At 72.8% G+C, this 15433-nt stretch carries 14 protein-coding genes and 1 pseudogene; 6 read left to right on the top strand and 9 right to left on the bottom strand.

Going from position 1 to position 15433, the window contains the following annotated elements:
- Positions 1 to 212, top strand: a pseudogene (locus tag EAD89_RS29595) (feruloyl esterase); the annotation flags it as partial.
- A gap of 72 nt (positions 213 to 284) precedes the next feature.
- On the opposite strand, the gene EAD89_RS29590 reads toward EAD89_RS29595, so the two are convergent.
- Positions 285 to 1184: a TIGR01777 family oxidoreductase gene (locus EAD89_RS29590; protein ID WP_121677979.1), complete on the bottom strand. Its 900-nt coding sequence runs from the start codon at positions 1182 to 1184 to the stop codon at positions 285 to 287.
- Positions 1185 to 1506: 322 nt separating this feature from the next.
- Between EAD89_RS29590 and EAD89_RS29585 the strand changes: the two genes are divergently transcribed.
- Positions 1507 to 2358: an NAD(P)H-binding protein gene (locus EAD89_RS29585; RefSeq protein WP_121677978.1), complete on the top strand. Its 852-nt coding sequence runs from the start codon at positions 1507 to 1509 to the stop codon at positions 2356 to 2358.
- 30 nt (positions 2359 to 2388) lie between these two features.
- On the opposite strand, the gene EAD89_RS29580 is transcribed toward EAD89_RS29585, so the two are convergent.
- The gene (locus EAD89_RS29580; protein ID WP_121677977.1) at positions 2389 to 3387 is read right to left on the bottom strand and encodes an aldo/keto reductase; all 999 of its coding nucleotides are present in this window, start codon (positions 3385 to 3387) and stop codon (positions 2389 to 2391) included.
- Positions 3388 to 3442: 55 nt separating this feature from the next.
- On the opposite strand from EAD89_RS29580, the gene EAD89_RS29575 reads away from it, so the two are divergent.
- Positions 3443 to 3811 (top strand): MerR family transcriptional regulator, encoded by a 369-nt coding sequence (locus tag EAD89_RS29575; RefSeq protein ID WP_121677976.1) that lies wholly within the window; start codon positions 3443 to 3445, stop codon positions 3809 to 3811.
- 29 nt (positions 3812 to 3840) lie between these two features.
- On the opposite strand, the gene EAD89_RS29570 is transcribed toward EAD89_RS29575, so the two are convergent.
- The 4 genes from EAD89_RS29570 to EAD89_RS29555 form a co-directional block, all read right to left on the bottom strand.
- Positions 3841 to 4764, bottom strand: coding sequence for an LLM class flavin-dependent oxidoreductase (locus tag EAD89_RS29570; RefSeq protein WP_121677975.1), 924 nt, complete (start codon positions 4762 to 4764; stop codon positions 3841 to 3843).
- A gap of 72 nt (positions 4765 to 4836) precedes the next feature.
- The gene (locus tag EAD89_RS29565) at positions 4837 to 5343 is read right to left on the bottom strand and encodes a hemerythrin domain-containing protein (RefSeq protein WP_121677974.1); all 507 of its coding nucleotides are present in this window, start codon (positions 5341 to 5343) and stop codon (positions 4837 to 4839) included.
- An 85-nt stretch (positions 5344 to 5428) separates the two neighbouring features.
- Positions 5429 to 6769 carry a low temperature requirement protein A gene (locus EAD89_RS29560; protein WP_121677973.1) on the bottom strand — a complete coding sequence of 447 codons (1341 nt, stop codon included), beginning with the start codon at positions 6767 to 6769 and terminating at the stop codon, positions 5429 to 5431.
- 45 nt (positions 6770 to 6814) lie between these two features.
- A complete protein-coding gene (locus tag EAD89_RS29555) occupies positions 6815 to 7384 on the bottom strand; it encodes a TetR/AcrR family transcriptional regulator (protein WP_233579233.1) in 570 nt (189 codons plus the stop codon).
- A 152-nt stretch (positions 7385 to 7536) separates the two neighbouring features.
- On the opposite strand from EAD89_RS29555, the gene EAD89_RS29550 reads away from it, so the two are divergent.
- Positions 7537 to 8472 (top strand): SDR family NAD(P)-dependent oxidoreductase, encoded by a 936-nt coding sequence (locus tag EAD89_RS29550; protein ID WP_121657217.1) that lies wholly within the window; start codon positions 7537 to 7539, stop codon positions 8470 to 8472.
- Positions 8473 to 8588: 116 nt separating this feature from the next.
- On the opposite strand, the gene sucB is transcribed toward EAD89_RS29550, so the two are convergent.
- Together sucB and lpdA are read right to left on the bottom strand one after the other, a co-directional pair.
- A complete protein-coding gene (sucB, locus tag EAD89_RS29545; protein ID WP_121657216.1) occupies positions 8589 to 10436 on the bottom strand; it encodes a 2-oxoglutarate dehydrogenase, E2 component, dihydrolipoamide succinyltransferase in 1848 nt (615 codons plus the stop codon).
- Between the two features lie 67 nt (positions 10437 to 10503).
- Complete coding sequence (gene lpdA / locus EAD89_RS29540) at positions 10504 to 11895, bottom strand: dihydrolipoyl dehydrogenase (protein WP_121677971.1); 1392 nt, start codon at positions 11893 to 11895, stop codon at positions 10504 to 10506.
- 178 nt (positions 11896 to 12073) lie between these two features.
- On the opposite strand from lpdA, the gene EAD89_RS29535 reads away from it, so the two are divergent.
- A complete protein-coding gene (locus tag EAD89_RS29535) occupies positions 12074 to 12403 on the top strand; it encodes a hypothetical protein (protein ID WP_109819350.1) in 330 nt (109 codons plus the stop codon).
- Between the two features lie 56 nt (positions 12404 to 12459).
- On the opposite strand, the gene EAD89_RS29530 is transcribed toward EAD89_RS29535, so the two are convergent.
- Positions 12460 to 14034 (bottom strand): leucyl aminopeptidase, encoded by a 1575-nt coding sequence (locus EAD89_RS29530; RefSeq protein ID WP_121677970.1) that lies wholly within the window; start codon positions 14032 to 14034, stop codon positions 12460 to 12462.
- 162 nt (positions 14035 to 14196) lie between these two features.
- Here EAD89_RS29530 and gcvT point away from each other — a divergent pair, with 162 nt between their 5' ends.
- Positions 14197 to 15327 (top strand): glycine cleavage system aminomethyltransferase GcvT, encoded by a 1131-nt coding sequence (gene gcvT, locus EAD89_RS29525; RefSeq protein WP_121657213.1) that lies wholly within the window; start codon positions 14197 to 14199, stop codon positions 15325 to 15327.
- Positions 15328 to 15433: the final 106 nt, after the last annotated feature.

Below are 15433 nucleotides of genomic sequence, written 5' to 3'. Positions count from 1 at the left end.
GCCGCACGTCGTCGTTGCCGTACACCTCCAGGCTGGTGCCGCCGACCTGCGTGACCGCCAGCAACTACGCGCACGTCAGCGCCGGTCGGGCCTACCAGTCCGGCGGTTACGCCTACGCGAACGGCTCGAACCAGCGGATGGGCCTCTACAACACCTTCTACACCAGCGCCCTCAAGCAGACCGGCCCCAACTACTGGGTCGTCGGCTGCTGACCACCCCCGACGAGAGGGCCCTTCCCGACCCGACGGGAGGGGCCCTCTCCCGTCACCCGGTGCGCGCGCAGGTCACTCGGTGAGCGCGGCGCGCAGGGCGCCGGGCAGGTCCGGGTGGTGGTAGGTGAAGCCGGCCCGGGTCAGCACGGCCGGCAGGACGCGGGTGCTGGTGAGGGCCTCGTGGGCGAAGCCGCCGAGCACCACCTTGAGCGCCAGCGCCGGGATGGGCATGATCGCCGGACGGTGCAGTTGTCGGGCCAGTTCCCGGGTGAATTCCGCGTTGGTCGAGGGGGCCGGACCGACCATGTTGACCGGCCCGGCGACGTCGTCCCGGTCCAGCACGAAGAGGAGCGCCCGCAGCCAGTCCGCCATCGAGATCCACGGCCACCACTGCCGGCCGCCGCCCAACGGTCCGGAGATGCCCAGCCGCATCGGCAGCAGCTGCGGCTTGAGCATTCCGCCGTCGCGGTGCAACGGCAGGCCGATGCGCAGCCGCACCACGCGTACGCCGGCGTCCTCGGCCGGCCGGGTCGCGGCCTCCCAGACCCGGCAGACGTCGGCCAGGAACCCGTCACCGGCCGGCGCGTCCTCCTCCACCACCCGGTCGCCCGTGTTGCCGTACCAGCCCACCGCCGAGGAGTTGAGCAGCACCGGCGGTCGGTCCGCGGCCGGTAGGCCGGCGATGGTGACCGCCAGCGTGCCGGTGCTGTCCACCCGGCTGGACCGGATCAACCGCCGGTAGTCGTCGTTCCACCGCTTGTCGCCGACGCCCGCGCCGGCCAGGTTGATGACCGCGTCCGACTCCGCCACCGCCGCCGGGTCGAGCTGCCCGGCGGCGGGGTCCCACCGTCGCTCCTGCGGATCGCGGGGCGGCCGGCGGACCAGCCGGGTGACCTGGTGGCCGTCGGCGACGAGCCGGGCGATCAGCCGGGTGCCGAGGAAGCCGGACGCGCCGGCCAGAAGGATCCGCATGCACACATCTTCGCCCAGAACACCGACGATGGATGCGTGGGGCGGCCGACGTCACCGGCCGCGGAGCGCCCGGCGAAAAATCTGCGCGAACCTACCCCGGCGGGATCGAAAACGCAGGTCAACGGGTGTTCCAGCGGCCGAAAAAAGGCGCCTGCGCGCATTCGGCGACCGACGCGTTTCCGCAGGTCAGAGCGAACGTGAATACGTTGTTCGCGATTGCTTCCGGCGTCGATCCGGCCGACCATGAGCCATCCGAGTGCGCCCCCGAATGGCGGGGTCGACTCACCGTGCCCACCGTCGGGCGACCCCCTGAGGAGGAACCATGCCGATCCTGGTGACCGGAGCGACCGGGACCGTCGGAGGCAGCCTGGTCCGGCAACTGGTGGCCGCCGGCCACGACGTACGCGCGCTGACCCGCGATCCCGCGTCGCCGGCGGCCACCGCGCTGCCCAGCGGGGTGGAGGTGGTGGCGGGCGACTTCGCCAGGCCACACACGCTGGCTCCGGCGCTGCGCGGCGTGACGCGCATGCACCTGGTCGGGATGGACGGGTACGGGCCACTGACCACCGGTGCGGAGATCCTGGAACTGGCCCGGCAGGCCGGCGTCCGCCGGGTCACCCACCTCGGTCACAACGATCCGAGCCGGGAAGACGACGATCCGATCGAGGCACCCCACCGGCCCCTGCACCGGGCCATCGAGAACTCGGGTCTGGAGTGGACGCACGTCTTCCCCGGCGAGTTCATGGCGAACACCCGGGACTGGGCGTCAGGCATCCGGACCGAGGGGGTGGTGCGGGCGCCGTTCGGGGACTGGAACAGCGCGCTGGTCCACGAGGCGGACATCGCCGCGGTCATCGTGGCCGCGCTCACCGAGGAGGGCCACGCCGGCCGGGTGTACCAGCCGACCGGGCCGGAGCCGGTCCGCCGCCGGGACGCGGTCCGGATGATCGGCGAGGCGATCGGCCGGCCGGTGCGGTTCGACGAGCTGACCCCGGAGCAGGCCCGCCAGCACTGGAAGGACGACTACCCCGCCGAGGTGATCGAGTGGTTCCTGGAGATGGGGCGGTATCCCGACGGCAACGCCTGGGTCGCCCCCGACGTCGAGCAGGTGACCGGACGCCCCGGGCGCACGTTCCGGCAGTGGGTCGCCGAGCACGCGGACGACTTCCGCTGACGGCGCCCGGGGCGTGAACCGGCCCGATGGTCAGGCCGCGTGGGCCGGACGCAGGTCGGCCAGCAGCCGCTCCACCTCGGCGTACGCCTCGGCGCTCAGCGGGCCGAGCGCCAGGGTGGCCAGGTTCTCCTCCGCCTGCGCCACCGTGCGCAGGCCGGGGATGGGCACGGTACGCGGGCTGCGGGCCAGCAGCCAGCCGAGCGCGCCCTGGGCCAGGGTGCGCCCGTCGGCGGTGAGCGCCGCCCGCACCTGCTCGACCCGGGCCGCCCAGCGCGGCGTCGGCCGGCCGTCGGTGAACCACTGCAGCCACTCGGGCGCCCGGCCGCGGACGTCGTCCGCGCCGACGGCCCGGGTCGATCCGGTGAGCAGCCCCATCGCCAGCGGGCCACGGTTGAGGCTGGCCAGGTCGTAGCTGTCGCAGACCGCCAGCACCGCGGCGTTGTCCCGCAGCACCGACTCGTCGTGCTGAATGGCGGCGCAGTGCACGCCAGCCGCCGCGAACGCCTCCGCCGAGGCAGGGTCGTCGGTGCTCCAGCCGTACGCCCGGATCTTGCCCTGGCCGACCAGGTCCTCCAGGGTGCCGACCAGGTCGAGCGCGGCGGGCACCGGCAGTTCGTTGATGTGCAGCTGGTAGAGGTCGACGTGGTCGGTGCCGAGCCGACGCAGTGAACCCTCCAGGCTGCGCACCGCGAAGGCGGGGCTGGCGTCGGTGCCGAGCGCCCGACGGGTGGCCTCGTCGCTGACGTTGCCGAACTTGGTGGCGATCACCGCGTCGTCCCGGCGGCCGGCCAGCGCCCGGCCGAGGATCCGCTCACTGTGCCCGGCGCCGTAGTTGCTGGCCGTGTCGAACAGGGTCACCCCGAGGTCGAGCGCGCGGTGGATGGTGCGGATCGACTCGTCGTCGTCCACCTCGCCCCAGCCGAACGGCTGCCCGCCATCGCCCCAGAGCGGGCCGCCGATCGCCCAGCACCCCATCCCGATCGCGCTCACCTCGATGCCGCTGCGTCCAAGCGTCCGTGTCGTCGTCATGCGGTCAGCCTCCAACCTGGAGCGCGCTCCAGGTCAACCACTACCATCTCGGAGCATGACCGGTTACGCCCCCGCGGAGGCCGCCCGGCGCAGCGGCTTCAGCCTGGACACCCTGCGGTACTACGAGAAGATCGGCCTGCTCGCCGACGTGAGTCGGACGTCGGGCGGCCAGCGGATCTTCACCGACGATGATCTCGGCTGGTTGGTGCTGTTCCGCTGCCTGCGCGACACCGGAATGCCGATCGCCCAGATGTGCCGCTACGCGCAGCTGGCCCGCGAGGGCGAGCACACCGCCGACGAGCGGCGTGAGCTGCTGGAACGGCACGCGACGCAGGTCGAGGAGCAGATGCGCCTGCTCCAGCGCCAGTACGACCACCTGCGGGAGAAGATCCGCTTCTACGAGCAGCAACCCGCCTCGGGGTAGCGGGCCCCCGGCCCGGTCTCGCAGGTCGCTCAGGTGATGGCGGCCAGCCGGGGCAGCAGCGGGGCCAGCGGGTCGAGCGCGTCGGCCCGGACCACGTACCGGGTCACGCCCCAGCGCCGCCGGTGCGCGGCCACCGTCGCGACGATCTCGTCCGCGGTGCCGATCAGCACGAACGGGCTGGCCAGCAGCTCGTCGACGGTCAGGCCGGTCTCCTCGGCGGTCTGGGCGGCGGCGGCCGCCGCGTCGTCGCCCACCGCCACCGTCTGCACCAGGGCCTCCAGCGCGGGCGGGGTGTCCCGCCCGGCCGCGCCGGCCGCGACCGCGGCCAGCTGCCTCTCGATCTCGGCGGCCCGCCAGCGCACGTCGTGGTCGTGGCCGTCGGCGAGCGTACGACCGAAGCCGGTGAGCCCGACCACGTCGGCGTGCGCCCCGGCCCAGCGCAGCAGGTCGGTGTTGGCCGTGCCCACCGTCAACGGGATCCGCGGCTGCACCGGTCGCGGCCGGTCCAGTCGCGCACCGCGCACCGCCAGGTCGGCGGTGTCGACCGTGACCTCCTCGCCGGCCAGCAGGGCCTGGACCGCCTCCGCCACCGCGATGCAGCGGCGGACCCGGCCGGCCACGTCCGGGCGTTCCCGCCCCACCGCCCGCCACTCGACCGGGGTGTGACCGGCGCCGAGACCGAGCCGTGCCCGCCCGCCGGAGAGCAGGTCGAGGGTCGCCACGTCCGTGGCGACCAGCGCCGGCTCCCGGACGCCGGCGTTGGTGACGTACGAGCCGAGCCCGAGGGTCGAGGTGACCGACGCGGCGGCCGCCAGCGCGACGAACGGCGCGGCGCGCACGCCCGGGTGATCGCCGACCAGCAGCGCGTCGTAGCCGGCCGCCTCGGCCCGTCGGGCCAGATCGCACCAGCTGGCGGCGTCGGACGGGCTCGCCTGGACCGAAAAGGTGACCATGCGCCCAGCCTGCCGCTTACCCAGCCTCGTGGCCAGCGCGGACGTGCCGGTTCTGCCGAGGGGAGACAGGCGTCAGCCGGCGGGCGGCGTCAGACCGAGAAGCTCGTCTACGGTCCCGGGCCGGCCGGTGAGCGCGTTCAGCGCGGCGACCAGCCTCTTCTCCTCGTACCGGAAGTGCGACTCCAGCAGCGCGGCCAGCCCGTCCAGCTCGCCGCGCAACCGGGCGACCGGCGTCGGTGTGGGATCGCCCAGCAGTTCCTCGACCCGGCCCAGGATCCCCGCGACCACCTCGTGGTCGGTGATCAGGTTGGCGAGGACCGGACGCAGCTCGGGGACCTGGTCGGCCAGCACCCGGAACGCACCGTGGTCCTCGCCGGTGTGGTGTCGGCTGAGCGCGGTGCAGAAGGTCAGGCAGTGGGCCCGCAGGTCCCGCGACGGGCGGGCCGCGCCGGGACCGTCGGCGTCGAGGCCCGCCCGGAGGCGGGCCAGTTCCGCGCTGAGCCAGAGGTGGATCTCGATCATCTGATTGCCGACGGCGGCGAGCCGGTCGGCCGGTGAATCGGGTGGGTGCACGTTCATCCCATGCTGTCCCCGCGCCTCCATGCCCACGGCGGCCTTCGTGCCGGGTGCACCGCGACGCTGGGCAGGAGCCTATTGCGGTGGGTCACGGCGTGGTGGGCCCGTCGGGTTCCTTGAGGTCGTGCCAGTGGGCCCGGAAGTCGGCCTCGTGGGCCTCGTGAACGGTCCGTTCCTGGAAGACGGCGGCCCGCAGCGCGTGCCGCGACTCCGACATGACCAGCACCTCGACGGCCACCAGCCCGACGCAGATCGCGGTGAGCAGGGCGAGCGCGCCCAGGGCCGGCAACTGCTGCCCGATCGGCAGGCCCGCCGCCAGCACCACCAGCACGCCGATCCGGGTCCACGTGACGGTGTGCAGGGTGCGCAGTTGGAACAGCATGTTCGCGGCGAGATAACAGATCACCCCGCCGAAGAGCATCGGCACGGCGGGCCCCTCGAGCCGTTGGCCGGGTCCGCCGGCCGGGTCGGTGATCTCGTGCAGGATCTCCTCGCTGCCGATGGAGAAGAGGATCACCGCGGCGATCATCGGCAGGTAGAGGTAGGCGTACGCGTCGCGGGCCATCGCCACCCGGGGGCCGCCCTCCGCCGCGTGCAGGGCGATCCGGGCGGCCGGACCGATGAAGTCGAAGTGCGCCCACCACAGGGCGGCGGTGAAGAAGATCCCGAGCGAGGCGGCGGCCACCGCCGGCCAGGTGACCGGCTTGCCGACGAGCAGGTTGCCGCCGACGCCCACGGAGATGATCGACTCACCCAGCGCGATGATCAGGATGAGGTCGTAGCGTTCCGTCCAGTGCTCGGCGCTGGTCACGCCCCAGCCCCAGGTGCCGACGATGAAGCCGGTGGCGTACTGGACCAGCACCACGGCGATCCACAGCAGGTCACGGACCATCGCGGCCTGGTCGCGGTCGGCGATCTGCGGCGGGATCAACGCGGCGGCCAGCAGCAGCACGATGCTCAACGCCAGCTCCGGGACGAAGCGGCGCAGTTGGCGCCGTTCCCGCGGGCTGTCCCGCACCACGTGCTGGTAGAGGATCATGTGGACGCCCCGGACCACGACGTAGCTGATGGCCACCAGCATCGGGCCGGCGGCGCCACCCTTCGGGTCGCTGAACGCCTGCGGCAGCGCCAGCGCGAACGCGAACAGGGCGGCCATCGCGATCACCATGAGCACCGGCACGTAGCCCTCGCCGAGACGCACCCGGGTGGCGACCAGACTGTGCACCACCCAGCACCACCACAGCACGGCGAGCACGAGGCCGGCGTGCAGCAGTTGCCGGCCGGAGATGTTCGCGGCGGTAGCCCGGGTGATGATGAAGAACGAGAAGACGAAGACCAGGTCGAAGAAGACCTCGAACTTGTCGACCCGGGCGCCGGGGGCGATCGGGACGGCGGGCCCCAGTCGCCCACGCCGCCGGTAGCCGCCCACGGTCCCACTCTGGCAGCGTCCGGCCCGGCCCGAGGCCGAACCGGGTCAGCCCGTCCGACGGTGCCGCAGACCGTCCATGAGCAGGTCGAGCAGCCGGTCGGCCTGCGCGCGTTCGCCGGCGGCCAGGGAGATCCCGCTCAGGCTGACCAGCACGTCTCCGGTGTCGACGTCGGCCCGTACGGTGCCGGCCGCGGCGCCCGCGGCCAGCAGTGGGCCGAGCGCCTCCAGCAGCCGGTCCCGGCTCTGCGCGTACGGGTTGGCGCCGGTGGCGATCACCAGGCGCAGCGCGTCGGCCATCCCGCGTTTGGTGGCGAGGTAGTCGATGAATCGGGACATCCAGGCCCGGAGCGCCCGGTCCGGCGGTGACTGGTCGAGCAGGTCCGGCGCGGCGTCGCAGAGCTTGCCCAGCTCGTTGCGGTACGCCGCCTCGATCAGCGCCTCGCGGGTGGGGAAGTGCCGGTAGAGGGTGCCGATGCCCACCCCGGCCGCACGGGCGATGGCGTCGAGCGTTACCTCCGGCCCGGGACGGGAAAACGCCTGGATCGCGGCCTCCAGTAGCCGCTCGCGGTTGCGTAGGGCATCCGCCCGCAGCGGGCGGGGGCTGGTCTCCGGCACATCTCCTCCTTCGCTGGTACGGGCCGACGGGTCCCACCCCGGAAGTGGCATCCGGAGGAAGCTCCGGTTAGTCTCGGACGTAGCGGAGGCTCCTCCGCTTCCATCGTAGCGGCGGGCCGGGTCGGCCCGCCCCACCTGGACAAGGATGGATCATGACGACGAGCACCCCGATCACCACACCGTTCACCCATGACTCCACCGCCATGGACGTCATCCAGGGCGTGGACCTCGGCGGCCGGCGGGCGATCGTCACCGGCGGGTCGTCCGGCATCGGCGTCGAAACCGCCCGCGCCCTGGCCAGCGCCGGCGCGCAGGTCACCCTGGCCGTACGCAACGTCGACGCCGGGCAGCGCGCCGCCGACGACATCACCGCCAGCACCGGCAACGACCGGATCCTGGTCGCGCCGCTGGACCTCGCCGACCAGGGCTCGGTGGCCGACTTCGTCGCCAACTGGGACGGCCCGCTGCACATGCTGGTCAACAACGCCGGCATCATGGCGTCGCCCGAGATGCGGACCCCGCAGGGGTGGGAGATGCAGTTCGCCACCAACCACCTGGGGCACTTCGCGCTCGCCACCGGGCTGCGCCCGGCGCTGTCCGCCGCCGACGGGGCCCGGATCGCCTCCGTCAGCTCCGCCGCCCACCTGCGCTCACCGGTGGTCTTCGAGGACATCCAGTACGAGCGCCGGCCGTACGAGCCGTGGCAGGCGTACGGGCAGTCGAAGACCGCCAACGTGCTCTTCGCCGTGGAGGTGACCCGGCTCTGGGCCGACGACGGCATCGTGGCCAACGCGCTGATGCCCGGCGCGATCCAGACCAACCTCCAGCGATACGTCAGCGAGGAGGAGCTGAACCGGATTCGCTCGGGCAACGCGGCGGCCTGGAAGACCGTCGAGCAGGGCGCCGCCACCTCGGTGCTGGTCGCCGCGTCGCCACTGATCGACGGGGCCGGCGGTCGGTACTTCGAGGACTGCCAGGAGGCCGGGCCGGCCGCGCCGGGTGACCGGCGTGGCGTCGCCCCGTACGCGCTGGACCCGGAGGCCGCCGAGCGGCTCTGGCAGGTCTCGACCGCGCTGCTCAAGGGCTGAGCGCGCAGCGCCGGCCGGGGTTCGCCCCGACCGGCGCTCGCCCGTCAACGGGCCCAGGAACGGCGAAAGGGCGCCCCGGTCGACGACCGGGGCGCCCTTTCCGACTGGCTCAGGGATCAGGCCAGGCCCAGCTCCGACTCGAAGTTGCCGGCCTCCAGCCGCTCCTTGACCGCGGCCAGGAAGCGGGCGGCGTCGGCGCCGTCGATCAGCCGGTGGTCGTAGGACAGGGCCAGGTAGACCATCGACCGGACCGCCACGACCTCGCCCAGCTCCGGGTCGTTGACCACGACCGGCCGCTTGACCACGGCGCCCGTGCCGAGCATCGCCGACTGCGGCGACGGCACGATCGGGGTGTCGAAGAGCGCACCCCGGCTGCCCGTGTTGGTCAGCGTGAAGGTCGCCCCGGCGATCTCGTCCGGGCTGATCTTGTTGGTCCGGGTCCGCTCGGCCAGGTCCGCGACCCGCTTGGCGATGCCGCCCAGGTTGAGGTCGCCGGCGTTGTGGATGACCGGCACCAGCAGACCCCGCTCGGTGTCCACGGCGATGCCGAGGTGCTCCGCGTCCGGGTAGGTGATCGTCCCGCCCGCCAGGTCCATCCGGGCGTTGACGATCGGGTACGTCTGGAGAGCCTCGACGGCGGCGAGGGCGAAGAACGGCAGGAAGGACAGCTTCACACCGTGCCGCTGCTGGAAGGAGTCCTTCGCCTGCGCCCGCAGCTTCGCGATCCTGGTGACATCCACCTCGATCACCGTGGTGAGCTGCGCCATCTCGTGCAGCGACTCCTGCATCCGCGTGGCGATGGCCTTACGGATCCGGGTGAGCTTCTCGGTGGTGCCCCGCTTGCCGCTCGGCTGCGGCTTGGCGGCCGGCTTCGCCGGGGCCGCCGACGGCGCGGCGGCCGGCTGCTGCGCGGCGGCCGGAGCGGCCTTCGCCTTGGCCTTCTCGGCAGCCTCCAGCACGTCCTGCTTGCGGATCCGGCCACCCACGCCGGTGCCGTTGAGCGACGACAGGTCGACGCCGTGCTCGCTGGCCAGCTTGCGCACCAGCGGAGTCACGTAGCCGGCGGCCTCCTCGCCGCCACCCTGGGCCGGAGCCGACGGGCGCTGCGGCGTCGGGGTCGGCGCGGCCGGCTGCGCGGCCTGCTCGGTCTTCGCCGGCTGCGCCGAGCTCTCGGTCTCCGCGGCCGGCTCGTTGTACGACATGCCCGGCGTGGGCTCCTCGACCTTCGGCTCCGGCTTCGGCTCGGCCTTGGGCGCCGGCTTGGCCTCCGCCTGGGGCTCGGGCTTCGGCTCGGGCTTCGCCGGGGCGGGGGCAGCGCCGGCAACGCCGATGATCGCCAGATCGGCGCCGACCGCGGCGGTCTCGTCCTCGGGGACCTTGATCTCCAGCACCGTGCCGGCGACCGGCGACGGGATCTCGGTGTCCACCTTGTCGGTGGAGACCTCCAGCAGCGGCTCGTCCACCTCGATGGTCTCGCCGACCTGCTTGAGCCAGCGGGTGACCGTACCCTCGGTGACGCTCTCGCCCAGGGCCGGCATCTTGACCGCGGTGCCCTCGCCCCCACCGGCGGCGGCCGGGGCCGGCGCCTCGGCCGGGGCCTCGTCCTGGGCCACCTGGTCGGCGGTGCCCTCGGCGGCGGCCGTCGGCTCGGTGGCCGGCTCGACCGACTCGGCCGGAGCCTGCTGCTGCTCCTGCGGGGCGGCCTCGCCGCCACCGGCCGACTCGCCCTCACCCGCGATGACGGCCAGCTCGCTGCCGACCTCCGCGGTCTCGTCCTCGCCGACCACGATCCGGCTCAGCACGCCCGCCGCGGGCGACGGGATCTCGGTGTCGACCTTGTCGGTCGAGACCTCAAGCAGTGGCTCGTCGACCTCGACGGTGTCGCCCTCCTGCTTGAGCCAGCGAGTGACGGTGCCCTCGGTGACGCTCTCGCCGAGCCGGGGCATGGTGACCGATACCGGCATGTTCTGAGACTCCTTCATTCCCCTGGTGGGATCTTCGCCCGTCGCCGGACGCCGCGGGTTGTGGTGATCAGGCGTGCGCGTGCAGCGACTTGCCGGCGAGGGCCATGTGCGCCTCGCCCAGGGCCTCGCTCTGGGTCGGGTGGGCGTGCACGAGCTGGGCGACCTCGGCCGGGTAGGCCTCCCAGTTGTAGATGAGCTGCGCCTCACCGACCAGCTCACCCATCCGGGCGCCAACCATGTGCACGCCGACCACCGGGCCGTCGTCCACCCGGACCAGCTTCACGAAGCCGGTGGTCTTGAGGATCTGGCTCTTGCCGTTGCCACCCAGGTTGTAGTTGTACGTCTTGACCTTGTCGGCGCCGTACTGCTCCTTGGCCTTCGCCTCGGTCAGACCCACCGACGCCAGCTCCGGGTCGGAGTAGGTGACCCGCGGGATGCCGGCCTCGTCGATCACGGCCGGGTTCTGACCGGCGATCTCCTCGGCGACGAAGATGCCCTGCTGGAAGCCGCGGTGCGCGAGCTGGAGGCCGGGCACGATGTCGCCGACCGCGTAGACGTTCGGCAGGCTGGTGCGCAGCCGCTCGTCGGTCAGCACGTAGCCGCGGTCCATCTTGACGCCCTGCTCCTCGTACCCGAGGTTGGCGGTGTTCGGGCCGCGACCCACGGCGACGAGCAGCAGCTCGGCCTCGACGGTCTCGCCGCCCTGGATCGTCAGCTTGACGCCCTTCTCGGTCTTCTCGACCTTCTCGAACGGCTTGCCGACCTTGAAGTTGATCTTCCGCTTGCGGAACGCCCGCTCCAGCGCCTTCGACGACTCCTCGTCCTCGGCGGCCACCAGCCGGGGGAGCGCCTCGACGATCGTCACGTCCACACCGAAGGACTTCCACACGCTGGCGAACTCGACGCCGATCACGCCGCCACCCAGCACGATCACCGACGACGGAACCCGGTCCATGGACAGCGCGTGGTCGCTGGTGATGATCCGCTCGCCGTCGATCTCCAGGCCCGGGAGGCTCTTGGCGTACGAGCCGGAGGCCAGCACCAGGTTGCGGCCGGTGTAGCGCTTGCCGTCCACCTCGACCACGTTCTTGCCGACCAGCTTGCCGGCGCCGGCCACGAGGGTGATGTTCTTCGAGCCGCCCACCAGGCCCTGGAGGCCCTTGTACAGGCGGGAGACCACACCGTCCTTGTACGAGTTGACCGCGGCCATGTCGATCCCGACCAGCTCGGCCTTCACGCCGAACTGCTCCGACTCGCGGGTCTGGTCGGCGATCTCCGCCGCGTGCAGCAGGGCCTTCGTCGGGATGCAGCCGTTGTGCAGGCAGGTGCCGCCCAGCTTGCCCTTCTCGATCAGCGCGACGGACAGGTCCAGTTGGGCGGCGCGCAGCGCCGCCGCGTAGCCGCCGCTGCCACCTCCGAGGATGACAATGTCGAAGGTTGCGTCGTTCGGCTCGCTCACGTCCAACTCCCAGGTCGCGTCACTGCTTCGGGGGTCACGGCGGGGTAACACGGACACACCCCACCTCGGTCATCTTGTCACCACTGGGCACAGGGTGCGTAGTGAGGTGCCCAACGACACGTCGGCGACACGTACCCTTGGCACCGTTGTCGATGACGGAGCGTGGGGGAGAGGTCCGGTGGGGTTGTTCCGGCGCCGCAAACAGGCGCGTGTGCCCAGCCACGACCGCGCGGCGGACCGTGGTGATCTGGATCATCTCGAAAACTTCATCCGGAGCCGGCGCGGCGTCGAGGCGTACATCGAGCCGCGGACGACGGTCACGGAGACCACGGTCATCCTGATCGCCGACGACGGCGAGTGGACCCGCCGGCGCATCGACGGCCCGGACGGCGCGCGGCGCTTCGCGTACCGGATGGGCATCCCGGTGTACGACGTCCGGCTGATGGGCTACCCGCAGCGGATGCGCGACTTCAACGAGCGCCGCAAGCGCCGCCCCGAGCGGTACTGAAAGCGGCCGGGGCGCCCCCGCGAAGGGGCGCCCCGGCCGTCCGGTCACTGCGACGGTCAGCCGTTGACGGCGACGTCCTCGACCAGCTGCACCAGGGTGCGGACCGGTACGCCGGTGCCGCCCTTGGTCCAGTAGCCGGTCGGCTCGCCGGAGTGGTAGCCCGGCCCGGCGATGTCGATGTGCGCCCAGGCCACGTCGTCGGCCACGAACTCGCGCAGGAACGTGCCGCCCTGCAACATGTGCCCGGCCCGGTCCATCCCGGCGTTGATCTGGGAGATGTCCGCCACCTCGGAGTCCATGCCCTTGCGCACGTCGTCCGGCAGCGGCATCGGCCAGGCCGGCTCACCGACCGAGTCGCCGACCGTCCGGACCCGCTCGCACAGCTCCGGGGTGCCCATGACGCCGGCCACCCGCTTGCCCAGCGCGATCACCTGGCCGCCGGTCAGCGTGGAGGTCTCGAACAGGTAGTCCGTGCCGTCCTCGCAGGCGCGGGCGATCGCGTCGGCCAGGATCATCCGGCCCTCGGCGTCGGTGTTGAGCACCTCCACCTTCTTGCCGCTGTACATGCTGATGACGTCGCCCGGCCGGTAGCTGCTGCCCGACGGCATGTTCTCCGCCATCGGCAGGTACGCGCTGACCGCCACCGCCGGCTTGAGCGCGGCGATCGCCAGCATGGCGGCACCCACGGCGGCGGCGCCGGCCATGTCGGACTTCATCTCCCACATGCCCTGCGCCGGCTTGATCGAGATGCCGCCGGTGTCGAAGGTGATTCCCTTGCCGACCAGCGCGACCCGCTTGCCGCTGCCGCCACCCTGCGGGGTGTAGGTGAGCTTCACCAGCCGCGGCGGGGCCTCCGAGCCCTGCCCGACCGCGATGATGCCGCCGTACCCGCCGGCGGCCAGCGCCGCCTCGTCCAGCACCTCGACGCCGAGGCCCGCCGCGCGGGCGGCGTCGGCCACCGCGTCGGCGAACGACGGCGGACGCAGCTCGTTCGGCGCCGTGTTCACCCAGTCCCGGCTGAGCCGGACCGCGCCGGCCACCACCTGCGCCCGGTTGATCTCCGCCCGGGCGCCCTCGTCGCCGGCGTCCGGCACCGAGACCAGCACCTCGGCGACCGGCTCGCGCCGGGTCGGCTGCGGCCGGGTCTTGTAGCCGGCGAACCGGTACCCGCCGAGCAGCGCGCCCTCCGCGACCGCGCGCAGTGCGGCGGGCGCGTCGGCGTCGTCCGGCAGCGGCATGGCGAGGGCCACCTTCGGCGCTCCCGCCAGGGCGCGGATCGCCGCGCCGGATGCGCGGCGCAGCGTCTCCGGGGCCGGGGCGGCGCCCGACGGCTCCGGGCCGAGCCCCACCGCGACGACCAGCGGCGCGGTGACCGTGCCCAGCGTGGCCAGCTTGATCACCTCGCCCGGGCCACCGGTCGCGCCGAGCAGCGCGAGCGTCTCGGTCAGCTTGCCGTCGAACGCGGCGGCGATGCTTTCCGCGCCGCTGGCGAGCAGCAGGGTGCCGGCGAGGCCGCTGGTGGCGCCCTGCTCTCCGGTCTGGCTGTGCACGCCGATCACGATCGCGTCGACGGCGAGCTCCGCCGGGTCGGTGTCGACCAGGCTCAGGGTGGTGGTGCGGGGCGATGTCACTGAAGCTACTCCGGGCGGGCCGGGCCGGCCGCGTCGTCGCGTACCGGCGATGAAGGTCTCCGGCGGAACGTACCCGCCGGACGTCAGGGCTGTCCCGTCGATGATGTCGACGGTGTCCCGCCGATGCTAACCAGCGGCGCTGCCCCCGGTAAGTTGCCACCCATGACCGACGTGACCTCCGACGCCGCCGCGACCCGGCTGCGCCGTTCCCCGCTGCACGAGCGGCACACCGCCGCCGGCGCCAAGTTCGCCCCCTTCGGGGGCTGGGAGATGCCGCTGGAGTACGCCGGCGGCGGGGTGCTCAAGGAGCACACCGCGGTGCGCGGCGCGGTGGGGGTCTTCGACGTGTCCCACCTGGGCAAGGCCCGGGTGAGCGGCCCCGGCGCCGCCGACTTCGTCAACGCCTGCCTCAGCAACGACCTGGGCCGGATCGGGCCGGGCCGGGCGCAGTACACGCTCTGCTGCGACGACGCCACCGGCGGTGTGGTGGACGACATCATCGCCTACCTGTACGCCGAGGACCACGTCTTCCTCATCCCGAACGCGGCGAACACCGCCGAGGTGGTCCGCCGGCTGCGGGCCGCCGCGCCGGAGCAGGTCACCGTCAGCGACGAGCACGAGGCGTACGCCGTGCTGGCCGTGCAGGGCCCGCGCTCGGCCGAGCTGCTGGGCGCCCTCGGCCTGCCCACCGAGCACGGTTACATGAGCTTCTCCGCCGCCACCCTCGCCGGGGTCGAGCTGACGGTCTGCCGCACCGGCTACACCGGGGAGCTGGGCTACGAGCTGGTCGTGCCGGCGGAGCAGGCGGTCACGGTCTGGGACGCGCTCTTCGCCGCCGGTGAGAGCTTCGGCCTGCGCGCCTGCGGGCTGGCCGCGCGGGACACGCTGCGCACCGAGATGGGCTACCCGCTGCACGGGCAGGACCTCTCCTTGGACATCACCCCGGTGCAGGCACGCTCCGGCTGGGCGGTGGGCTGGGACAAGCCGGCCTTCTGGGGCCGCGACGCGCTGCGCGCCGAGAAGGCCGACGGCCCCCGGCGTACGCTGCGCGGCCTGGTGGCCGTCGACCGGGCCATTCCCCGGCCCGGGATGACCCTGTACGTCGGTGACGTGCAGGTCGGCACGGTCACCAGCGGCACCTTCTCGCCGACCCGCAAGCAGGGCATCGCGCTGGCCCTGCTGGACACCGACGCCAAGCTCGCCGACGGCGATGAGGTCGAGATCGACATCCGCGGCCGCCGAGCCCCGATGCAGATCACCAAACCCCCCTTCATCACCCCCTCAGTGAAGTAACCCCCCGGCCGGGCCCCGGAGCTCTGGTCTCCGGTGATCAAGAGGTTCGCGTCACCTGCCGGCGAGATTTTGACGCGAATCTCTTGATCAACGCGCACTGACCGCG

The sequence above is a fragment of the Micromonospora sp. BL4 genome (genome assembly GCF_003667505.1).
Taxonomy (GTDB): Bacteria; Actinomycetota; Actinomycetes; order Mycobacteriales; family Micromonosporaceae; genus Micromonospora.
This window is presented reverse-complemented; position numbering and strand designations above follow the sequence as displayed.